This window comes from Paenibacillus sp. PK1-4R (assembly GCF_030369595.1).
Taxonomy (GTDB): domain Bacteria; phylum Bacillota; class Bacilli; order Paenibacillales; family Paenibacillaceae; genus Paenibacillus.
On the sequence record NZ_CP126535.1, the window covers coordinates 1,387,543 to 1,409,670 of the forward strand.

At 47.0% G+C, this 22,128-nt stretch carries 18 protein-coding genes; 9 read left to right on the top strand and 9 right to left on the bottom strand.

What is annotated here, in order from left to right; all coding sequences use genetic code 11:
- Positions 1-92: 92 nt before the first annotated feature.
- Complete coding sequence (locus tag QNO02_RS05735; RefSeq protein ID WP_289391393.1) at positions 93-740, bottom strand: peptidylprolyl isomerase; 648 nt, start codon at positions 738-740, stop codon at positions 93-95.
- 255 nt (positions 741-995) lie between these two features.
- Here QNO02_RS05735 and QNO02_RS05740 point away from each other — a divergent pair, with 255 nt between their 5' ends.
- A complete protein-coding gene (locus tag QNO02_RS05740; protein ID WP_289391394.1) occupies positions 996-2,210 on the top strand; it encodes an MFS transporter in 1,215 nt (404 codons plus the stop codon).
- A 102-nt stretch (positions 2,211-2,312) separates the two neighbouring features.
- Here QNO02_RS05740 and QNO02_RS05745 read toward each other — a convergent pair whose 3' ends face one another.
- The 3 genes from QNO02_RS05745 to QNO02_RS05755 form a co-directional block, all read right to left on the bottom strand.
- The gene (locus QNO02_RS05745; protein ID WP_289391395.1) at positions 2,313-2,504 is read right to left on the bottom strand and encodes a hypothetical protein; all 192 of its coding nucleotides are present in this window, start codon (positions 2,502-2,504) and stop codon (positions 2,313-2,315) included.
- Between the two features lie 39 nt (positions 2,505-2,543).
- Complete coding sequence (locus tag QNO02_RS05750; RefSeq protein ID WP_036611534.1) at positions 2,544-2,915, bottom strand: hypothetical protein; 372 nt, start codon at positions 2,913-2,915, stop codon at positions 2,544-2,546.
- Between the two features lie 122 nt (positions 2,916-3,037).
- Positions 3,038-3,199: a hypothetical protein gene (locus QNO02_RS05755; RefSeq protein ID WP_017690239.1), complete on the bottom strand. Its 162-nt coding sequence runs from the start codon at positions 3,197-3,199 to the stop codon at positions 3,038-3,040.
- A gap of 145 nt (positions 3,200-3,344) precedes the next feature.
- On the opposite strand from QNO02_RS05755, the gene QNO02_RS05760 reads away from it, so the two are divergent.
- Both QNO02_RS05760 and QNO02_RS05765 read left to right on the top strand, forming a co-directional pair.
- On the top strand, positions 3,345-3,626 hold the full coding sequence (locus QNO02_RS05760) for a hypothetical protein (RefSeq protein ID WP_017690238.1): 282 nt from the start codon (positions 3,345-3,347) through the stop codon (positions 3,624-3,626).
- Between the two features lie 153 nt (positions 3,627-3,779).
- Positions 3,780-5,678, top strand: coding sequence for an ATP-binding protein (locus QNO02_RS05765; protein ID WP_289391400.1), 1,899 nt, complete (start codon positions 3,780-3,782; stop codon positions 5,676-5,678).
- Between the two features lie 75 nt (positions 5,679-5,753).
- Here the strand turns inward: QNO02_RS05765 and QNO02_RS05770 are convergent, their stop codons facing one another.
- Together QNO02_RS05770 and QNO02_RS05775 are read right to left on the bottom strand one after the other, a co-directional pair.
- A complete protein-coding gene (locus tag QNO02_RS05770) occupies positions 5,754-5,996 on the bottom strand; it encodes an NHLP leader peptide family RiPP precursor (RefSeq protein WP_091015589.1) in 243 nt (80 codons plus the stop codon).
- A 54-nt stretch (positions 5,997-6,050) separates the two neighbouring features.
- Positions 6,051-6,998 (bottom strand): hypothetical protein, encoded by a 948-nt coding sequence (locus QNO02_RS05775; RefSeq protein WP_289391405.1) that lies wholly within the window; start codon positions 6,996-6,998, stop codon positions 6,051-6,053.
- Between the two features lie 219 nt (positions 6,999-7,217).
- Between QNO02_RS05775 and QNO02_RS05780 the strand changes: the two genes are divergently transcribed.
- Positions 7,218-7,955, top strand: coding sequence for a hypothetical protein (locus QNO02_RS05780; protein ID WP_289391406.1), 738 nt, complete (start codon positions 7,218-7,220; stop codon positions 7,953-7,955).
- A 37-nt stretch (positions 7,956-7,992) separates the two neighbouring features.
- Here the strand turns inward: QNO02_RS05780 and QNO02_RS05785 are convergent, their stop codons facing one another.
- A complete protein-coding gene (locus QNO02_RS05785) occupies positions 7,993-9,246 on the bottom strand; it encodes an acyltransferase (RefSeq protein WP_289391407.1) in 1,254 nt (417 codons plus the stop codon).
- Between the two features lie 139 nt (positions 9,247-9,385).
- Entirely contained in the window at positions 9,386-10,381 is a 996-nt protein-coding gene (locus QNO02_RS05790; RefSeq protein WP_289391409.1) for an LCP family protein, read from the bottom strand.
- Between the two features lie 184 nt (positions 10,382-10,565).
- Here QNO02_RS05790 and QNO02_RS05795 point away from each other — a divergent pair, with 184 nt between their 5' ends.
- From QNO02_RS05795 to QNO02_RS05815, 5 genes are all read left to right on the top strand, one after another.
- Positions 10,566-11,117 (top strand): undecaprenyl-diphosphatase, encoded by a 552-nt coding sequence (locus QNO02_RS05795; protein WP_289391410.1) that lies wholly within the window; start codon positions 10,566-10,568, stop codon positions 11,115-11,117.
- Between the two features lie 205 nt (positions 11,118-11,322).
- Complete coding sequence (locus tag QNO02_RS05800) at positions 11,323-13,059, top strand: methyl-accepting chemotaxis protein (protein WP_289391411.1); 1,737 nt, start codon at positions 11,323-11,325, stop codon at positions 13,057-13,059.
- Positions 13,060-13,400: 341 nt separating this feature from the next.
- Entirely contained in the window at positions 13,401-16,394 is a 2,994-nt protein-coding gene (locus QNO02_RS05805; protein ID WP_502921875.1) for a glycoside hydrolase family 9 protein, read from the top strand.
- Between the two features lie 82 nt (positions 16,395-16,476).
- On the top strand, positions 16,477-19,752 hold the full coding sequence (locus tag QNO02_RS05810) for a glycoside hydrolase family 48 protein (RefSeq protein WP_289391412.1): 3,276 nt from the start codon (positions 16,477-16,479) through the stop codon (positions 19,750-19,752).
- A gap of 526 nt (positions 19,753-20,278) precedes the next feature.
- Complete coding sequence (locus tag QNO02_RS05815) at positions 20,279-21,073, top strand: C40 family peptidase (RefSeq protein ID WP_289391413.1); 795 nt, start codon at positions 20,279-20,281, stop codon at positions 21,071-21,073.
- Between the two features lie 120 nt (positions 21,074-21,193).
- Here QNO02_RS05815 and QNO02_RS05820 read toward each other — a convergent pair whose 3' ends face one another.
- Entirely contained in the window at positions 21,194-22,099 is a 906-nt protein-coding gene (locus QNO02_RS05820; protein WP_036611621.1) for an ArsR/SmtB family transcription factor, read from the bottom strand.
- Between the last annotated feature and the right edge of the window lie 29 nt (positions 22,100-22,128).

The window sequence follows — 22,128 nt, forward strand, 5'->3', positions numbered from 1 at the left end:
TGCGACATTCGCACAGGACAGAGCTTTTGTTTGTTTAGAGTTTATTAACAAGTCATAACCAGGGATTATCATCCGTTTGGCAAGGATGTTAATTAAGGCATTTTTACCGGTTCTGGATACTCCAGACCGTAGGTGTCTACCGTAACTTTTTTCATAACTTGATCCTTAACGGGTTTGTCACCTTCACCTATTTCCTGAGCTGCAATGTTATCCACAGTTTCTATGCCTTCCGTTACTTTACCGAAGGAAGCATAGGCGTTATCCAAATGATCCGCGTCAGCTAACATGATGAAGAACTGAGAACCAGCCGAATCCAAATTATCTCCGCGTGCCATGGAAATGACTCCGCGGGTATGATTCAGGTGATTTTTGTGACCGTTGGATGTAAATTCACCCTTAATGGCGTACCCTGGGCCACCTCGACCATTACCGTCTGGATCTCCGCCCTGAATCATGAAACCTGGAATAACACGGTGAAAGATTGTGCCATCATAGAAACCCTGATTCGCTAGTGAAATAAAATTGTTCACTGTATTGGGCGCAATCTCCGGATATAGCTCAATGACGATCTTCTGTCCATCTGCCATTTCAATGGTAGCTACCGGATTGGGACCCGTTGGTTCAACTGGAGCTGGTGTTTCTGTAGCGCCACTCGAAGGGCGTCCACAACCACTAATGACGATAAGCAGCATCGCGATTACCAGCGAGACCACTGTATTTTTTTTCCACCGTAAAGACATGAAAACGTTCCTCCTTGCATCTCTGCATTATATATTTTCTCCAAATCATATTTGGATATTTACCCAACTATCATACCGTTTTTGTGGACAGGATGGCAATGTAATACATGTGTTTGTGGTGAACAAGGGATGGCCTTCGTGGAATGATGGGTGTAAAATAAGGAAAATGCTTCCGCATCGGGACGTACGGGTCTGTTCCGTCCGCTCCAATACACGGCAGTCCCGGCGTCAGTAACGGAAAGGGCGTGCGGGTATATGAACTTCTCGTGGAAGCGCAATCTGGTCATATTGTGGATTGGTGTATTTTTTTGCAGCACCGCCTATTCGATCTCGATTCCATTTCTGCCCCTGTTTCTAAGTGCTGACTTGGGGGTTCGTGATCACCTGGAGTTATGGTCAGGACTGGCATTTGGCATTACGTTTCTCGCGAGTGCACTCGTGTCTCCGTTCTGGGGATCACTGGCTGATAAATACGGACGCAAGCCGATGCTGATCCGGTCGGGATACAGCCTTGCCGTCTTGTATTTAATCAATTATTTCGTGCAGGACCCGTATTCGCTGATTGTTGTTCGATTGTTTCAGGGTCTGCTTGCAGGGTTTGTTCCAGCAGCGATTGCCCTGGTAGGCACGAATACACCTGAAGAGAAGACTGGTTATGCACTTGGTATTATGTCCACTGCAGGAGCCACTGGTGGTATTATCGGACCGTTAATTGGTGGCGTGGTGAGTCATTATTATGGCAACCGGAATGCATTTTTGTTTTCGGCTATTGTTGTGTTAGTCTCAGCAATCATCGCAACCTTCTGGGTAAAAGAAGAGAACTTCAACCGGAACAAAGCTCGTTCCCACGTCATGGATGACATTCGTGAAGCGAGAGCAAATCGTTTGTTTATGACGGTGCTTGGCATGATGGGCATATGTACATTCTCTGTCATGATTCTGGAGCCACTATTGACGGTCTATGTGATGGAGATGGGCGTTCAGCCGGATCGTGCCTCGCTCAGCTCGGGTATTATTTTCTCAGCGGTGGGGGTAGCAACAGTTATTATGGCGCCGCGGTGGGGCAAGATTGGTTCAAGGATTGGATACGGTAAAGTGCTGATCATTGGACTGGTTGGTGGGGCTGTAGGGAATCTTCTGCAGTTCTTTACAACAGGTTATATCGCATTCGGCATTTTAAGATTTGTGTATGGTTTATTCTTTGCGGCTGTATTTCCGGCGATTAACGCCATGATTGTGCAGGCTACCGCATCAAGTTTCAGGGGAAGGGCCTTTAGTCTGAATCAGTCCGCTGCCCAGATCGGGACGATGGCGGGACCGATCGTTGGTGGGGCTCTCGGTGGCTGGCTGCCGATACGCTGGATTTTTATCATTAATGGACTTGCACTGATTATCACTGCGATTGTCGCGAAGTGGTCGGGATTGGATCACAAACTGCCCGTGGCAGATAAGGTTTCCGCTAAGCGATGATGCTGAATCACTAAGAGTAAGTGAACTTACAGGTAACAAAAAAGATGACGCTGTGAAATTACAGACGTCATCTTTTTTAAGTCTACTACGGATCTATATAAGTTAGTCATCCGAAGAGGGCTTACGAGAAGCCTTCTCTTTGGGAATGGCATGCTCGACCGCATCACGTTGGTCCTCGTCCTCAAGTGCTTCGGGGAAGGAGTCCTCAGTGAACAGTCCGAAGTCCGGGTCAATATCCCGTTCGGTCACGAGATTAACCGGTTCATGCACCTTCTTTTGGCGATCTTCCTTCATCGTGTATGCACCTCCTCATTCAGGATGTCATAACAGCCGTTAATGGCGTGGTGGAATGTCGTTCTCCGGTTTGGCATCCGCACCAGCACCATTAAGCAGATCGGTACCATGCAGCGCATCCGGATCGGGTGCAGCAGGATCAACCGGACTGTTCGGTTGCAGAAGATCTGCATCCGGTACAGATTCCAGCGGTGTCTCAGCCAAACGTGAATCCAATTCCGGCTCGTCCACAGCAGTTGCGGCTACGGGTGCCAGATCCGAATCTTCCGTTACAATCCGTCTGCCGGAAACTTCATCAAAGGTATCCATATCGCCTTCCGGGACTTCTGTCTCTGGCGGAATATCGCGGGACCTCTGATAACGGTCATAATAGCGGTCGCTCTCTTCGTTACTAATTGGTTTGTCAGACATGAGTAACACTTCCTTTCGTTGTCGGTTGCCCAAATGCTTCTTACCCCGTAGTTACCCAAAGCGCTAGTGTTGTAATCTTGCACAGGTTATTATCTCCGGGTGTTCACTACGATATGAATGCCTTAGAATTTGGGGAATACATATTTAACCAAGAAGTATAAGAATCCGAAAAAGATAATGATATATGCGGCATATTTAATAAATGTGGAAGCGACCATACTTGAATCCGATTTATGCTGAACATCCTTATGTTCCACCTCAACCGTACGATGTGGCTCATTCATTGTAATCATCTCCTTAGCGTGTTTGTTTGCTTTGAGAAACCATTACACCCGGAACAAAGGATTGAATCGCAGCCACCGTTTTTACAGCTTTTCCTGTTTTGCCTATGTTATGATGAAGCTTGAATATGTAAGGGAGGAATTTCATGTGGACTGGTTCACACTGGGCAATATGATCACACGCATCCGTATCGGACAAAAGGCGTCCACACCCGGGTTCTCCCGTACCGTCATCCGTCGTCCGGATGGTTTATTTTGGGTAGGCGGTATATGGTCCGGGCAAGTTGTACAGTTACGGGATTTCCTTTTCTCAGACATATGGACCATCTATGATGATGAGGAGACAGAGCAGTGGCTTGAATTTCGCAGTCAAGTTGAACAGAAAGAACGGGAAATGATAGTGAACCAGTTCGAAGACTTGCGTGATTAATCGGGTAACTTTAACAATAAAATGGAAATAAGACTATAAATCGACTTAAATGTGAAATTTCATTTTATCTCAAGAAGGTGACGTGACAAACGGTGGCGAATGATAAATGAGAGAATTTAAGATAGGGAAAATTAGAACTTTGAGGTGCTGTGAATGAAAAATGTGCCCAAAGCTATCGTCATCTTATGGATGAGTGTATTGATTATTCTAGGCATGCCACATGGGATAGTCTTTGCAACTACAGGAGCGGTTCAGCAACCTGTATCCATTACAGGATGGGAAGTAAAATGGGGGAACGTTGACGATCAAGGGTTCATCAGTGAGGTTAAGGGAGCAGACGAGATATGGGAAAAGCAGGGCAGCGATAAGTTAGAGTATAGCAATACGGATCGATCGAATTCTTTATGGACTCGCCTGACCATCCCTGTGTTGAGTGAGGAAAGTTCAGCCATTCGATTTGAGAACATTAAAGGCAATCATATTGTTGTTTATCTGGAAGACCGAAAGGTCTACGAGAACTACCATTACAATTATGATAATAATGCTGTGTTGCTGCCCTTATCCAGCGAAAATTCAGGTGATACGCTCTATGTATGGTCGCAAAATGAAAAAGGCCGTCTGGGGATACAAGGTACTGTTCAGGTTGGACCTTATGCCGCGTTACAGGAGAAATATATTCATAACGGACTTATTGATGTAATTTTGGGCGCGACCTTTGTTTTCACAGCGATTACGATGCTGAGTTGTACGTTCTTCCTTGGCAAATTCCATAAGGGATTATGGATCTCGCTATGCATCGTGATGGGTTCCATCGGCACGATGATCATCACGTACTCGCAATTTTTGTATACGTTCTATCAGGTATATGGTGACCTGTATTCCGTAGTCTTTGATCTGGCGATGCTGCTGGGCATGCCAGCGTTATGTTATTTTTTTGAACAGATTATCGGGCCAGGACTGCATGGAATCTTCACCAAACTGCGAAAAATACTATTCATATATTCAGTTATTGCTGTGTTCTCTCTATGTATCTATGTTACTTCAGGTGGGCAATGGGAGATCCTCTACAATCTGCTCGTACAGCGTGTGGTTGGTATTGTGTTGGTCATTCTGCTGACAATCCTGTTGGTTGGTACCATCGCCAAAGCGCTGCAACGAAATCGGGAAGCTATGCTGCTTGCAACGGGATTTGGTACATTTGCCTTGATCAGTGTGGCTGAACTGTTGTGGTATTATCAGCGGAGTGGGACGTATCATCTGTTATGGTGGAAATGGTCCATGGTTGCATTTGTGATCTCGTTGATTGCCATTCTCGGAAGTCGTTTTGCCGAAAAACATACTAAAGTTCTAGAGTATTCCAAGGAACTGGAGCTGTTCAACAATGAGTTGCAGCGATCCGAAAAGATGGAGATTATTAGCGAACTGGCTGCTTCCGTTGCCCATGAAGTACGTAACCCACTTCAGGTGACAAGAGGGTTCCTGCAACTTATGACGGAACAGGAAGACAACAAAAATAAGGGGTATGTGCGAATTGCACTGGAAGAACTTGATCGGGCTTCGGGCATCATAACGGATTTTCTTACCTTTGCCAAACCTGAGTTTGACCATATTATCTCGCTCAATATCTCGGATGAATTCAATCATATTGAAGGCATTCTTGTACCGATGGCTAATCTGGAAGGTGGTAAAATCACTACCGACATTCCGCCAGATCTATATATTCGAGGCAATTCCTCGAAGTTTAAGCAGGCTTTTATCAATATTATCAAGAACAGTATTGAAGCTCTGCAGGGACAAGGCCAGATTGATATCTGGGCGTACAAGCAGGATGGAATGATTAAGGTACATGTCAGGGATAACGGAGAAGGAATGGACGAGGAAGCACTCTCCCGGTTGGGCGAGCCTTATTTCTCCAATAAAATCAAAGGCACAGGCCTGGGCATGATGGTGACATTCCGAATTGTTGAAGCGATGCAAGGACAGATCAGCTTTACAAGCACCAAAGGGGTAGGAACAGAAGCGGTTGTATCTTTTGCCGAGTTCGTCGATTGACGAACTCGCAGAAGGATACAGCGGCTTTTTTTGTTCCTACCCCTAATTTCTTACATTACCAATAACTCACCCGGTTTAACTTCTCCAAGGTCCGCAATTCACATCATAATTTACTTTGGAAGGATTGGGAGGTATGACAAGCACATAGTCATTCTGCTGCTCCTCAACGGTACGCACCTGAATGTGCTCCGGGATTACGATACCGAAAGCTTCACGAAGCGCCTGCTTCGGATTGGAGTGCAATTGTTGTCTGAAGTGCTCGTCAGTCCAAGCCTTTTCAATAATATCCTCATGCAACGTTTTCTCTGATACCATCATCGTCAACATTCCCTTCATATTTAAAATTAAACTGAATCAGCTTAGTCCTTATGCTCAGAATCCTAACTGTTGCTCGCTAATCCAGTGATGAAACCCGCCTTGGAGGAGCCGTTTCTTCCGTTGTGTAATGTCCTGAACAGCTTGTACTAAAGTGCTGCATAAATAAGAATTAAACGCCTCGAGATGCGATATTCCTAAGTTAGACGATGTCAGTGTACGATTATAGCGATAAGCAATGTCTACGTAAGAGTTCATGAGTTGTGTATTATATACATTGTCATGTATACGTTCGCTTAGAGGATGAACTGGATAGTTGTGATTCAGTGCTGCGGATATGTGGGAGAGGTAGCTGTTGTAGTTTCCATGCACAGCATCTTGTTGCGTGTCTGTGAAGTCATCGGTCATCTGGAGTGTCATGAGTGTGATGTTGATGGCAGAACACACCGGGATTATCCGGTCGGACTGATTCAGCAGAAGCAGTGCACCAGTAGCTCCAATGAGGAGAGGGGCAGCCTTTTGCGCAATCAACAAGGGATTCTGTTGGAAATAATCAATGGAATGCTCACCCGTAACACTCACGGCCCAATCCACTACATATTGTCTGAAATAGACCCAGAACGTGGAGGAAGGATTGAATAATACCGAGTAAGATTGAAGAGCATCCATGTAATATAGATTACCCAGGGATAACTTCAATGTGGCATTCTCCGGTTGTTCATCCATCACGTCGTCCTGATTCAGAAAATATAACATGTGAATGAGACAGGCTGTACTTAATTGGTGTGCTTTCTCTGGGGGTAGTTTATCTGAGTGTTGCATCCAAAGTGGAATGATGTACCCGATGTAGCTGTGTCCCGAATCTCGTAACAGCGGATTAACCGAACGAATCTGCTCTAATGCATGTCCTGAAAAGGGTTCGGGATATTCCCGTACGAGTTGTTCCGCTGAAGCAAACACGACCTCCAGATCGGATCTAAACGGATCTAACCAATCTCTCCGCATCGTTACATATCGTCCTTCCTGCGATAAGGTGATTAAGGACTGTTCGACTAGATCATGAAGTTACACTTAGTATAGCGGAAATAAACTGAAAAAAATAGGATTTTTTGTGATCAATTGTGAGAAAAATGATGACTTTTTGTATTTTATGGCATAAAAAAGTGGATTTTAGGCTCAAACTAGGAAGGCACAGGATTTCGACATCGGAAAGGCGGCAGAAAAATGAATTTGAAATGGAAAACATGGATGGCAGCCGGATTGGCAGCCGTAGTTATAACAGCAGCAACAGGACATGTGGCATTTGCTGATTCAACCGTTCGGGCTGAGGAACATGACGATGCGTCAAAAGTTTCTTCCTCCGGCAAACCAGCAAAGCCATGCATGCAGGCAGGACACGGTCTGTTTATGATTGGTGAGACGGCAGACTTGCTTGGGATTGGACTTCGGGATCTGAAAGAACAGATGGAACTTGGCAAGACGTTGTCCCAGATTGCGAAAGAGCGTAAGGGACTTAATGAGGAGCAGTTATTGCAGAAGTTGAAGCCTACACTTGCACAGCGTCTGGATCAAGCTGTCGATGAGGGGTGCCTCACCAAGGAACAAGCAGCAGCTACGAAGGCGGACATGGATACCAAGTTGAAAAAGGTCATTAATACCCCGCTGCGTGACTTGCGGCGTGAATTTGCCCACCATGGCAAACGTTCCATGGTAGATAAAGGCGAAATTGCCCGGTTTATTGGAGTCACCCCTGCTCAACTGCACGCGCAGCTTCAGGGAGGGAAATCACTGGCTGAGATTGCTCAGGCAAAAGGCATTAGTGAAACGCAGCTGGTGGACAAGCTGAAGGAACAATTAACGGGTGATCTGAAGAGATTTGTGAATCAGAAGGGCAATGTGCATCCAGCCCCGGGTCCCCAGGAACCTGTTCCTGGACGATCAACTTCGAGTGAAGTGAAATAAAGAAGAGCGTCTCCATAAGGGGACGCTCTTCTTTATTTCAAAACGGCTCACTCGTTCCCGGGCTGCGAGTGTGGCCGGGTGACGGAGTTCGCTCAGGTGTAATTCTTTTGTCCACAGCAGCTGATGAATGGGAGGTTGAACGTGGTTTGCGCATTAACCCTACCGTGAAACGTGAGCCAGGAAGCTTGGACAGCGCCCAACTGATTGCAAGAGCCATAACAACCGTTACAAGGAACGATAGCAACGTTACAGGCAGATGCCATCCACTGAGTTGAAGCGGTCTGGTTACATAAGCGATAGCGTAAATTACCAGTGCATGAACCAGATATCCACCAAATGAATAGCGGCCAATCCAGGATAACAGGCGCTGAAACCGTGTATCTTTGCCTCGCATCAGTACAAGGAAACCATACATCATAAACATCTGAGCCATAATGATCAGGAATGTGGTTGGTTTCAGATAGGTGGAGATATTCAGATTAACAACATCCCCGGACCCACGCAGCACATCGTAACCAAGCCATATATACATCCCTATAAACAGACAGATCGTCCATGGCAGCACCTTGGTGGTCCAACTCCTCCAGCTATCCACTGACCAGGCACATACGGCACCCAGTAAAAAGTAGAACCAGTACATCACCCATGAATAGGAGCGATATTGCAGCAACGTTGACCATGGCTCAGACATGGATTCTGTCCAGCTCCCCATATTATAGTAGGACCATTTCATAAGCAGGCCGTAGAATGCAGCTGCCAAGACAATGAGTGCCACAATGACTTGCATGGGCGTGAAACGTGAGGTGTTCTGGATACGTCTCTGAATGGCTTTCGCTCCCGCCAAAAAAAGGGGGAACAGAATATAGAACTGAAACACCATAATGACAAACCAGAGATGATATCCCGTCTGCGGGACAAACAGTTCACGAATCAGACTGCAAAAATCGGGTATGCCTGCACGCCAGAACGCGGGGGTGAAAATACGGACTGCGAGCCAATAGATCAGTGTCCATACGACAAACGGCATATAGATATCGCCAAATCGCTTTCGAATGAAGCGAGGATATTCCGGTTTGGTGTTACGATGATGGTAAAACAACATTACACCCGATAGAAATACAAACGTTGGCGTACCAAATCGGGTCAGATGATAAATCATGGTCAGCATAATGGAATCCGGTTGTTCAATATCAGCGCGATAGATATACTCAGCGATACTATGCTGCATGACGATTGCCAGAAAGGCAATGCCCCGCAGTTCGGTCCATTCCGCTATTCGCGGTTTTTTCACATTGTAATCCTCCCTCCAGGAACCGGAGTTCATCATATAAGGGTACCCGTTAAACATTAAGGCTGCATTAAATGGAGAAAATAGGTACTAAAAAAGACGGCTATGGCCGTCTTTTTTGTTGATATATCTGATGCTTATTTTAGTTCTGTTCCTCTGATGATGGAGTCTCTGAGGACGCGGCATCTTCTTCAAACAGTTTCTGAATGTAGGACTGGAGTTTGGTTACATCAACACCCAGCACCTGAGCTGAGCCGACCAGTTCATTGGTGAGGAGTTTGTTCGGTGGAATCTGCTGCTGATCGATATCGTTCACATGGATATCGAAGCCAAGTGATGCGAGTTTTAACATCTGGGTTGGACTGAGGTCTGTCTCAATATAGGGAGCGATGGCTTCCAGGATATCCGGGATTTTGAAGAGCGACGTGGTGCTCTGCATTTTCTTGGCCAGCTCGGTCATGAAGATCCGCTGCCGTTCGGTACGGGTAAAATCCGAGGTGGCATCATGTCGGAACCGAACATATTGCAGGGCGGTTTTGCCGTCCATATGCTGCAATCCTTTTTTCAAGTCAATGTCGTACATATGTTTATCTGCTTTACTGGTGTAATACATGTCTTTCTCTACGTCGATTTCAATGCCGCCTACCGCATCAACAAGTGCCATGAAACCTGTAAAGTCTGTGTAGACATAATGCTGAATGGGAATACCGAGCAGATCACTGACGGTTTGTTTGGTCAGCTCCGCACCCCCGTAGGAAAAGGCTGCATTAAGTCTGCTTTTGCCATGCCCTGGAATGGCGACATAGGTATCTCGAAGTACGGAGAACAGGTGGGCTTTTTTGGTGACCGGATCAATGGAAGCGACCATGACCGAGTCTGAACGCCCTGCATCATCGCCTCTGGAGTCCCCACCAAGTAGCAGAATGTTTACCCGTTCTTGGCCCTCCCATCTGGGAATCGTTGTCGTTGGAGTGTCTGAATCGCTGTTTGTGCCCGAAGAGGAAGAATCGGATGAAGTCCCGGAAGCAGTTGAGATGCTATTGGCAAAATGAACAATCGAATATCCGTAATATACAATGACACCTGTAATCGCAAGTGCCAGGGTCAGGGCTGTACCCCATAACCATTTTTTAAGCATAATCTTCACCTTTCTATGATTGAACTGATATGTAACCCAAACTAGTTTAACAAAAAGAAAGCAAAATGTCCTCTTTGATTTCGTAACTTCGGTCAAGATGGGGATTGTTTGACAAATAGTTAGTGTATATTTATTATGTAAAAAATAATCTTGTTTTGTGTAATGGGGGTATTAAAAGCCAGTTATGAATCAATCACTATTTAATTGGATTAATCAGTTTGCAGACCAAATACCGTTTCTGGACTGGTTTATGATCACATCATCCGAGTATGCGGTCTGGGTTATGATCGCACTGCTCGTTATCGTATGGTTTCTCGGCGATCCATCGAAACAGCGAATTGTTTTTTATGCCTGTGTAGCTTCCATTGTAGCTTTAGTTCTAACCAAATGGGGGATATCACCAGCAGTGGGTCATCCAAGGCCTTTTGTAGAAGGGCCAGTGCATCAACTGGTTGCCCATGTACCTGATCCTTCTTTTCCAAGTAAACATGCTTCCTTTGTATTTGCTCTAGCGGCTGCTTCATTCTTCATTGGACGTCGCTTCGGGTTATGGATGTTGTTACTCGCTGTGTTGACAGGGGTGTCTCGTGTATATGTTGGTGTGCATTATCCAGGAGATATTCTGGGAGGATTCATTCTCGGAAGTCTGCTTAGTGTGGTTCTGATTATAACCCGCAATTATACCAAGTCGATTCCCGACTTTTTCATTAACATACACCGACGTGTTTTTCGTTAGCTTCTGCACGTAATATGGAGCGAAATCGTAATAGTTTTGTTCAATAAAGAAGTCTCTTTCTCTGGTTCTGCCAAAGATGGGAGACTTCTTTTGCGTTATATTCGAAGTTAAGCGAAATTTATAGAAAATGAATTCTAACATCTACAATTCATGACGATAGGTGACGATATACTATAAATATGTATTATTTTGAGGAGTGGGACACATGGAAGACACGCGGGGGAATAAGTTGGGGATATTGAAGTTAACGATTCGAGGCAAGTTACTGACTGGTTTTTTAATTGTCGTGGCTCTGCTGGTTGTTGTAAGCGTTTATGCGTTAATACAGATCCATAATATGTCAGGTAAAGCCAATGATGTAGATCAGACTTGGATGCCGAGTGTAAGCCTCCTTGGCTTGATGAATGGCGATGTTTCGGATGTAGAGCGGTTGGCGCTGGCAATTATCGTTGAACAAGACGAAGAAGAAAATGTCAAGGTGAATGAAGCGTTAAAGTTGCTCCTCACGAAGATTGAGGATGAGCGTAAACAGTTGCTTACATACATTGAGAGCAATGATGAAGCGATGAAGCTCTACAATGATTTCAGTACGAATTATGATGCTTATGTGGAGAAAATGCCTGCATTCATAGAATTCGGTATTGCAAATAACTATGAAGAAGCAAGTAGACTGCACACTGAAGCCTATCCAATGTGGTACACAGCAAACGACTCTATCGCCAAGTTAATCACTTTAGGCAATGAAGGATCGGATGCAGCAACGAATGAGTCTGTTGTGATGGCAGAGAATACATTTAATGTGATTTTGGCAGTGACGATTTTTGCATTCTTGCTAGCTGTATTTATTGCCTTCTTCATTGCAAGCATCATTTCACGTCCAATCAAAAAAATGAATGAAGCGGCCATGGCTATTGCCAATGGTGATCTGACGGGTGAGACGATTGTACTTAAGAACAAAGACGAATTGGGAACGCTCGCGGCTTCCTTCAATACCATGAGTGGCAATTTGCGCTCCATGATTGAATCGGTATCGATGACTTCCGAACAGGTAGCCGCTTCATCGGAGGAGCTTCTTGCAAGTGCAGAGCAAAATACTCAAGCCTCGGAACAGATCTCCCAAACGGTCGAAGAACTGGCTGTAGGTACGTCTGATCAAGTTGATATTGTGAAGCGTTCTTCACAGGCGATGAATGAGATGGCTCTCGGATCAGAGCAGATTGCCGAGCTTGCTCAGAGTGTATCCGTATCTGCTGTAGATGCGGCGAATCAATCTTCCGAAGGAAATATGATTATTCAGCAAGCGGTTGAACAGATGGGTTCTGTTCGAAATTCCATTGCTTCGCTTACTGAATTGGTTACAGGGCTGGGGGAACGTTCAGCAGAGATTGGAACCATTACCGAGGTAATCAACAACATTGCCCGGCAGACCAATCTGCTTGCACTGAATGCAGCCATTGAAGCCGCACGAGCAGGAGAGCATGGACGTGGTTTCGCCGTAGTTGCGGGAGAAGTGCGTAAGTTGGCTGAGGAATCTTCTACTTCTGCGCAAAGAATTACGGATCTCGTTCAATTGATTCAGAAAGATACGGATCATGCTGTTCAGGCAGTCAAAGTGAACAGCAGTGAGACAGAAGCAGGAATCGAGATGGTTACTGCGGCAGGACAAGCGTTCGAGCAGATCTCGGATGCGGTCAACAAAGTAGCGGGTGAAATCCAGGAAGTATCTGCAGGTTCAGAAGAAATGTCGGCTAGTACAACTGAGGTTGTAGGATATGTAAGTCAAATCTCCAACATTGCTGGAGAGGCAGCGGGCGGGGTTCATAATGTATCTGCCGCAACTCAGCAGCAGTTGGCTTCGATGGAAGAGATTGCATCATCCGCAGGTTCATTATCCAAAATGGCCGAAGAACTGCAGGAGCAGATTAACAAGTTCAAAGTGTAACCAATGAGATGTTCTGACACCTAAGGTGTACAGAAACATACTGACAGGATGGTCAGAATGCCATTCGATTTATACTGTTGATGATAGCAAGGGCGAGAAGCTGTTTCTCTAACGCGTATATGTGTTAGAGAAACAGCTTTTTTTGTCGCATGACGCAGAGCAGGTCACAACAATGTTATTTCAGAAGTCACCAACGCTTATATAGCTAGTGAAACAAACGGCTATAATGGTAATTAATGGTGTAACTTACACTGAAATACACCATGGGGAGGAGCGATATAAACTTGCAGTCCAGAGTAATGCATACGGAATATTGATGAAGAGGAGATGAATAGTTGAACATGAAGGGGAGCTGGTGGAGACGAGTCGCTATGATCGCGTTATCGGCAGGACTACTGGCAGGGAGTTTATCGATGGGCACAGGAATTCCTAAGGCGGATGCGGCCGTCGGAAATCAGAACTATGCTGAAGCACTGCAAAAGGCCATTTACTTCTATGAGGCACAGCGTTCGGGCCCGTTGCCAGCGAGTAATCGGGTCGAATGGCGTGGTAATTCGGGCATGCAGGATGGGGCTGATGTAGGCGTTGATCTGACCGGAGGATGGTATGATGCCGGAGATCATGTGAAGTTTGGTTTTCCGATGGCTGCTTCCGCAACGATGCTCGCCTGGTCTGTCGTGGAATACGGCGACGGATATGAACAGGCCGGACAACTGGAGGAGATCAAGGATAATATCCGATGGGCGACCGACTATTTTATGAAAGCGCATACGAAACCAAATGAATTATGGGGACAAGTGGGGGCAGGCAATACCGACCATGCCTGGTGGGGACCCGCAGAAGTCATGCAGATGAACCGTCCTTCGTTCAAGATCGATGCTTCATGCCCGGGCAGTGATCTGGCGGCAGAAACGGCTGCAGCACTGGCAGCGTCATCGATTGTATTTGCAGATGATGATCCGGCATATTCGGCAAGACTGCTCCAACATGCGAAAGAGCTGTATAACTTCGCAGATACATATCGGGGGGAATACACCGATTGTATCACTGATGCTGCAGCGTTCTATAATTCGTGGACAGGATACGAAGACGAGCTGGCATGGGGCGGAGCGTGGCTTTATTTAGCCACTAATGATAGCGCTTACTTGTCCAAAGCCATTGCAGCTACGGACCGGTGGTCTTCTAGCGGAGGCTCAGCCAATTGGCCGTATACCTGGACACAAGGTTGGGACAGTAAACATTATGGTGCCCAGATCCTGCTTGCCCGTATTACGTCCAGTTTGAACATGCCGGAGGCGACGAGATTTATTCAGTCGACTGAGCGCAATCTGGATTATTGGACGGTTGGAGTCAATGGGACACGAGTCAAGTATACGCCAGGAGGTCTGGCGTGGCTGGATCAGTGGGGCTCGCTCCGATATGCAGCGAATGCATCCTTTATTTCTTTTGTATACTCCGACTGGGTCAGTGATCCTGTGAAAAAGTCAAGATATCAGGATTTTGCTGTCTCACAGATGAATTATATTCTGGGCGATAATCCACGTCAGAGCAGTTATGTGGTCGGATATGGGCAAAATGCACCTCAATATCCGCATCATCGGACCGCTCACGGTTCATGGCTGAATAACGAAGATACACCGGCTAACCATCGCCACATTCTGTATGGTGCCATGGTCGGTGGCCCGGATGCATCGGATGGATATACCGATGATATCGGGGATTACGTGAGTAATGAGGTCGCAACCGATTACAATGCTGGTTTTACCGGCGCACTGGCAAAGATGAATTTGCTATTTGGTCAGAATCATCAGCCCCTTGCGAACTTCCCTGCACCTGAGGTGAAGGGAGATGAGTTCTTTGTGGAGGCTGCAATTAAATCATCAGGTGCCAATTATACGGAAATCAGAGCACAGCTTAATAATCGTTCCGCTTGGCCTGCCCGAATGGGAGATCAACTGTCTTTTAAGTATTTCCTGGATTTGAGTGAAGTGTATGCTGCCGGACGTACGGTATCGGACGTGCAAGTGACAACCTCCTATACAGAGGGGGCGACGGTATCCCAACCCGTTGTGGTGAATGCAGCCCAGCATATCTATGCCATTACGGCGAACTTCGGTAATACCAAGATCTATCCAGGTGGGGAAGGAAATTATCGTAAAGAAGTACAGTTCCGCATTACAGGCCCACAGGGTGCATGGAATGCAAGTAATGATCATTCGTTCCAGACGCTGACCACAGGCACTCCTGTGAAGAGTATATACCTTCCAGTCTATGATGCAGGGGTAAAGGTGTATGGACAGGAGCCTGGTGTTACACCAGTCACGGTTCCAAGCGCACCTGCTGGCGTGCAGGCTGTAGCGGGAAGTAGTCAGGTTAACCTGACTTGGGCCGCTGTATCCGGGGCTGAATCGTATACGGTGAAGCGCTCCGAGGTGAGTGGAGGACCATATAAAACTGTTGCGACAGGGGTTAATGGATTGACCTACACAAACACGGGGCTGACCAACGGGACGACTTATTATTATGTAGTGACTGCTGTGAATTCAGCAGGGGAATCATCGGGTTCTGTGCAGGTGTCGGCTACCCCACAAGCAGCTTCGACGGTGCCGGGAGCACTGACTTTAAGTGGGACAGCTGGTAATGCGCAGTCGGTCCTGACCTGGACAGCAGCCTCGGGCGCTACTACCTATAAGGTACAACGTTCGGTGGCAGGTGGGACATATGCGGATGTGGCAACCGGATTGTCCGTGTTGACTTACACCGATACAACAGCGCTGAATGGCACCACATACAATTACCGGATTACAGCTGTGAATGCGAACGGACAGACACTGTCCAATGTCCTGGCACTGACACCTTCTGCACCTCCGGTGACGACCGGTACACTCGAAGTGCAGTACCGCAGCGGAGGGTCCGGGGATTCAAGTAATGCGGTGACTCCGCAGTTCAACGTGAAGAATACCGGAACACAAGCGATTGATCTCAGTACCGTAAAGATCCGATATTATTTCACCAAGGATGGTGCGGATCAAATGACTTTCTGGTGTGATTATGCCGAGATGGGCACGGCCAATGTTGAAGGTACATTTGTCGCAGTGAATCCGGCGAAGGGTACCGCAGATACGTATCTGGAGATTAGCTTCAAGTCGGGAGCAGGCAGTTTGGCCGCTGGAGCAGAGACCGGCGTGATTCAAGCACGCTTTTCCAAAAATAACTGGAGCAATTTCGATCAAAGTAATGATTATTCCTATGATGCTTCCAAGACGGCTTTTGCCGCATGGAACAAGGTAACCGGGTATCAGGGAAACACCAAAGTGTGGGGCTTGGAGCCGTAACTAGCTCAAGATCATTGGCCGAAGAGCAGCATGGTCAGACCGTTTATATTCAATTTCCACTATTCCAGGGAGGTATATATTAATGTTGAAATCAGCTGCGAAAAAAAGTTTAACAGCGATGCTGGCGGGAACCGTCATGTTGACCGGATACACCGGACTCTGGGCAGGGCCGCAAACAGCACATGCCGCAGATCAGGCCATCGAGATTCAGGCAGACAGCATTAATGAAGCCCGGTTTTTGCAATTGTATGATCAGTTGAAAGATCCGGCGAACGGATATTTTTCGCCAGAGGGTCTACCGTATCATTCCATTGAGACCCTGCTGAGTGAGGCCCCGGATTATGGTCATATGACGACGTCTGAGGCATATAGTTACTGGCTGTGGTTGGAAACCATGTATGGTCACTACACGGGAGATTGGTCCCAATTGGAAGCAGCTTGGGACAGTATGGAGAAATACATTATCCCGGTCAACGAAGGTGACGGCAAGGAAGAGCAGCCTACGATGAGCTCATACAACCCAAACAGCCCTGCTACGTATGCAGCGGAAAAACCTTTCCCAGATCAATATCCATCGCAACTTAATGGTCAATATGCAGCGGGTAAAGACCCGATTGATGCCGAACTTAAGGCGACCTATGGTGACAATCAGACCTATCTCATGCACTGGCTGGTCGATGTGGATGACTGGTATGGATATGGAAACCTGTTGAATCCATCACATACGGCTACCTATGTGAATACGTTCCAACGTGGGGAGCAGGAGTCTGTGTGGGAAGCCATTCCGCATCCATCCCAGGATGATAAATCTTTTGGTAAGACAAACGAAGGTTTCATGAGCTTGTTCACAAAGGAAAATCAGGTACCGTCAGCACAATGGCGTTACACAAACGCAACGGATGCCGATGCGCGTGCTGTACAGGTGCTGTATTGGGCAAAGGAGATGGGATACAACAATCCGGAATATCTGGATAAAGCGAAGAAGATGGGGGACTATCTACGCTATGGTATGTATGATAAATACTTCCAGAAAATTGGAAGTGCAAAGAACGGTACACCGACTCCGGGTACAGGCAAGGATTCCAACATGTATCTCATGGCTTGGTATACGTCTTGGGGCGGTGGCCTGGGTCAAGGTGGGGATTGGGCTTGGCGCATTGGAGCGAGCCATACCCATCAGGCTTATCAAAACCCGGTTGCAGCGTATGCTTTGTCTGATCCGGCTGGCGGCTTGATTCCGAAATCAGCAACAGCGAAGGCAGATTGGAATGCTACGCTGAAACGTCAGTTGGAATTCTACACTTGGCTACAATCCCATGAAGGAGCTATCGGCGGGGGAGCAACGAACAGTCTGGATGGTTCATACAAAGCCTATCCGGCAGGCGTAAGTACATTCTATGACATGGCTTATCAGGAGGCACCTGTATATCGTGATCCGGATTCCAACACCTGGTTTGGATTCCAGGCATGGCCGCTGGAGCGTGTAGCCGAGATGTACTATATTCTTGCGGAGAGCGGTGATTTGACCTCTGAGAACTTCCAGATGGCCAAAAAAGTAATCACGAAGTGGATCGACTGGAGTAAGGATTATGTATTTGTAGGTGAGCGTCCGGTGACGGATGCGCAAGGCTATTATCTGAATGCGGCTGGACAGCGCATTTTGGGTGGAACTAATGTTCAGGTAGCGACAACGCCGGCTCCCGGAGAGTTCTGGATTCCGGGTGGTCAGGAATGGCAGGGTCAACCGGACAAGTGGAACGGATTCAGTTCGTTTACGGAAAATCCGAACTTCCGTGTAACGACCAAAGATCCAGTGCAGGACACAGGAGTTCTGGGAAGTTACGTTAAAGCTCTGACTTTCTTCGCAGCGGGAACACAGGCAGAGAACGGCACACTTAACGCGGAAGGCCAAGAAGCCAAGGATTTGGCCGAGGCTCTGCTGGATACAGCTTGGGATTACAATGATGGTGTGGGTATTGTTACGGAAGAAGAGCGTAAAGACTACTTCCGCTTCTTTGCCAAAGAGATCTATATCCCGGCGAACTGGTCTGGAACCTTTGGTCAAGGCAACACGATTCCTGGTACAGCAGGTGTACCTTCCGATCCGGCAAAAGGCGGCAATGGCGTATACATTGGATACTCCGATCTGCGTCCGGCCATCAAGCAAGATCCGGCATGGGCTTACTTGGATAACCTGTACAAAACGTCGTATAATCCGACCACGAAGCAGTGGGAAAACGGTGCACCTACCTTTACGTATCACCGGTTCTGGTCACAAGTGGATATGGCTACAGCGTACGGCGAGTATGATCGTCTCCTCGGAGATTCCGATAGTCCGGAAGTGGAAGTACCCGCTGCTCCTGCTGGCGTAACAGCAACTGGAGGAAGTGAGCAAGTGGTTCTGAATTGGAACGCAGCCGCTGGTGCAGCCTCGTATACCGTGAAACGTGCAGAGGTGAATGGTGGTCCTTATACGTCTGTAGCAACAGGGGTCACAGGATCAACATTCACGGATACAGGCTTGACCAACGGCACAACGTATTATTATGTGGTCACTGCGGTGAATGCCGTAGGGGAGTCTGCACCGTCGACACAGGCATCTGCAACACCACTCGCAGGTACCGTTGTGCCAGGCGTATTCAACCTTACTGGAACGGCTGGCGATGCCCAGGCAGTACTGACATGGACTGCATCAACTGGAGCATCAAGTTATAAGGTACAACGTTCGGTAGGCAGCGGGGCATATGCTGATCTGGCAACAGGTTTGACTGCACTGACGTATACCGATGCTACAGCGGTGAATGGTACAGCTTATAATTATAGAGTCGTAGCCATTAATACGAGTGGTCAGACGAATTCAAATGTATTGGTGTTGACTCCATTAGCACCTCCAGTCACAACGGGAACGCTTGAAGTACAATACCGTAATGGTAGTTCAGGAACTTCGGTCAATGCGATTACTCCACAATTTAATGTGAAGAATACAGGTACAACTGCGGTGGACTTGAGCAAAGTGAAGGTCCGGTATTATTTCACGAAGGATAGTGCCGCTGATCTGAGTTTCTGGTGTGATTATGCACAGATTGGCAGTGGTAACGTGGAAGGGCATTTTGTTTCGATAGATCCGGCCAAGGGCACGGCAGATACGTATCTGGAGATTGAATTCAAATCGGGTGCCGGCAGTTTGGCCGCTGGTGCCGAGACCGGAATCATCCAGGGACGTTTCTCGAAAAACAACTGGACGAATTTTGATCAAACCAATGATTATTCCTTTGATTCCACCCAAACGGCCTTCAGTGCCTGGACAAAAGTGACAGCTTATCAGGATGGCGCCAAGGTATGGGGAATTGAACCTTAAATGAGTTGATCGACCAATTGTAGAGTGATGTTACTCATCATATAGGTTAAGCCGGGGAGAAATCCCTGGCTTTTCTTTTTTTATGGAAAAGCAAAAATGGAATACGAAATAATCAACGGACACTGCTGATAAATCGATCCGTATTGAGGCTGGAGGCAAAAATGTGAATTCGGGGAACGGTAATCGGCAAATGAATCATAGTAATGTTTACCATATTTGCGATTTTAAACATTAAAATATAGGTCATATGGCATATGCCCTGAATGAGAAACGACCTAGCTCTTGTATCGCGGAAAAATCAAGCACATCAAATAGTTACAATAATTTAACCTTTCAAAAAGAAGGGATCAGCAGTGAATTTTTCCAGCAGATTATGGACAAACCCTGATACTTAGTACTCAAGTTCGCCTGCATCAATACAGGACTTTTGACTGATGAACGTTATGGATAGCCCGTTTACAATGGGGCAAGCCCGGGAGAACCAAGCCAGGTTAAAATTCTGTAACATCAGGGGGAACTCGACATCATGAACTGGAAGAAAACGATTATTACGGCAAGTGTCACAGCAACGATGCTGATGGGAAGTCTGACGACAGGAGCACTAACGGCACAGGTATCGGCAGCTGCTGTTAACAATTCACAAGTAAAAGTAATTTGGGGCGTAAACCTACGCACAACACCTTCTTCTTCTGCGAAGATTGTTCGCTTGGTCGCTAAAGGGGAAACGGTAACGGTGCTTCAGCAATCCGGTTCGGATTGGTATAAGATTAAGGATTCTGCTAACCGGACAGGCTACATATCTTCTTCATCCAAATACACACAAGCGATTAGTGGCGGCACAAGCGGATCGAGTTCGAATAGTGGTACATCGGTGACTGGCAATGCATCTGTAGAAAAAGTGATTGCAGCGGGAATGAAATATTTGGGAACTCCTTATGAGTTCGGAGCCAGTCGTAACAGCACAGCTACTTTTGACTGTTCCAGCTTTGTACGCCAGGCCTTCATTGATGCACTTGGCATCAAGCTTCCAGCGGATTCCCGCAAACAGGGAGCCTATGTAAAAGCCAAGGGTACAGTTCAGACGAACTGGAAAAACCTGAAACGCGGAGATCTGATGTATTTCATGTCGTATAAAGGCAGCTCTGCATCATCGTATTCGGGCGTGAATAAATCTAGCGCAACCATTACGCACACAGGGATTTACCTGGGTGACGGAAAAGTATTACACACCTATTCCAACGCTGGCGGTGGTGTAACAACTAGTGATATCTCCGGCAAACACTGGGAGTATCGCTTCCTGTTTGGTGGCAGTGCGCTGTAGGTTAGAACAAGAACCTTACTAGATATTCCGCACATGTTCATATGCATACAAAGCACCTTCCATTCTGCCTTTGACAGGCGAGTGGGAGGTGTTTTTGTGTTATTTATTATTTTGAAGAACTCAATCGTGATAGTACAGTCGGAACAGGATATCCTGATTGTAGTTGCCGAATCCCTCACCATATAAGGTAAGCCCGCCTACATGCTGAGCATCTTCTTCCACCGAAAGACGAAGGGTCCACTGGTTGCGTTCAACCGGGATATCTGCGAGTGTAATGTCGGATAGATGTTGTCCATCAATAAACGTACCCTCATTGGTTATTCGCAGTACCTTGAGCATGCCGTACTGATTGACACTGTCACTCCACCATTCCGGGGTGAACATGCCACGTCCGTTGCCTGAATCTCCGGGGCTTGTCCATTCCCCTAATCGGATGCCATTAAGCATAAATGTAATATCCGAGGGCCAATTCGGATTAACCGAAGGTGCTTCTGACCCGATCTCGAGGGCCAATTCAATGGCATTGATCTGCTGTCCGGATAAGATATAGTTTGGAATTTTGTACTCCACAAACCCACGGCCAAACCATAAAATATGGGCATGCATCCGCTCAGGGTCGAGAAAATAACGAGGGTCATCATACTGTCCGATAACATGATTGGACGTAGCCAGACCACATGTCGGATAGACGTCAAAGTGGGTGTAGTGTCCCACAGGGACGGAAACCTCGTGCAGCTTGCGGGCTGTCCCGCTTTCCTGCGGCATGGAGATGCCAATCCAGTCTACAGCAAGGCTGTTCATTTTATGTGTGCCGCCGTCTTTGCGTATCATTTTGGACTGAATAATGCCCACATCTTGAAGTTTGCGGACATGCATGGTCACGATGGCACTACTCAGACCCAGTGAAGCAGCAAGATCCTTCACATTCATCGGAGTCTCTGCAACAAGGCGGATGATCTGTAGACGGACTTCACTGGCAAGTGCTTCATATAGGGGGAGCCATTCGGCATCGGTATTTGCTCTGATCACAGTTGTTCCTCCATTTTATCTGTATA

Excerpts from the sequence above, each read along its gene's own strand:
- QNO02_RS05750 (WP_036611534.1), bottom strand. The coding sequence starts at position 2,915 with ATGTCTGACAAACCAATTAGTAACGAAGAGAGCGACCGCTATTATGAC.
- QNO02_RS05800 (WP_289391411.1), top strand. The coding sequence starts at position 11,323 with ATGGAAGACACGCGGGGGAATAAGTTGGGGATATTGAAGTTAACGATT.
- QNO02_RS05815 (WP_289391413.1), top strand. The coding sequence starts at position 20,279 with ATGAACTGGAAGAAAACGATTATTACGGCAAGTGTCACAGCAACGATG.
- QNO02_RS05755 (WP_017690239.1), bottom strand. The coding sequence starts at position 3,199 with ATGAATGAGCCACATCGTACGGTTGAGGTGGAACATAAGGATGTTCAG.
- QNO02_RS05775 (WP_289391405.1), bottom strand. The coding sequence starts at position 6,998 with ATGCGGAGAGATTGGTTAGATCCGTTTAGATCCGATCTGGAGGTCGTG.
- QNO02_RS05780 (WP_289391406.1), top strand. The coding sequence starts at position 7,218 with ATGAATTTGAAATGGAAAACATGGATGGCAGCCGGATTGGCAGCCGTA.
- QNO02_RS05790 (WP_289391409.1), bottom strand. The coding sequence starts at position 10,381 with ATGCTTAAAAAATGGTTATGGGGTACAGCCCTGACCCTGGCACTTGCG.
- QNO02_RS05805 (WP_502921875.1), top strand. The coding sequence starts at position 13,401 with ATGAAGGGGAGCTGGTGGAGACGAGTCGCTATGATCGCGTTATCGGCA.
- QNO02_RS05740 (WP_289391394.1), top strand. The coding sequence starts at position 996 with ATGAACTTCTCGTGGAAGCGCAATCTGGTCATATTGTGGATTGGTGTA.
- QNO02_RS05765 (WP_289391400.1), top strand. The coding sequence starts at position 3,780 with ATGAAAAATGTGCCCAAAGCTATCGTCATCTTATGGATGAGTGTATTG.
- QNO02_RS05735 (WP_289391393.1), bottom strand. The coding sequence starts at position 740 with ATGTCTTTACGGTGGAAAAAAAATACAGTGGTCTCGCTGGTAATCGCG.
- QNO02_RS05810 (WP_289391412.1), top strand. The coding sequence starts at position 16,477 with ATGTTGAAATCAGCTGCGAAAAAAAGTTTAACAGCGATGCTGGCGGGA.
- QNO02_RS05745 (WP_289391395.1), bottom strand. The coding sequence starts at position 2,504 with ATGAAGGAAGATCGCCAAAAGAAGGTGCATGAACCGGTTAATCTCGTG.
- QNO02_RS05770 (WP_091015589.1), bottom strand. The coding sequence starts at position 5,996 with ATGATGGTATCAGAGAAAACGTTGCATGAGGATATTATTGAAAAGGCT.
- QNO02_RS05795 (WP_289391410.1), top strand. The coding sequence starts at position 10,566 with ATGAATCAATCACTATTTAATTGGATTAATCAGTTTGCAGACCAAATA.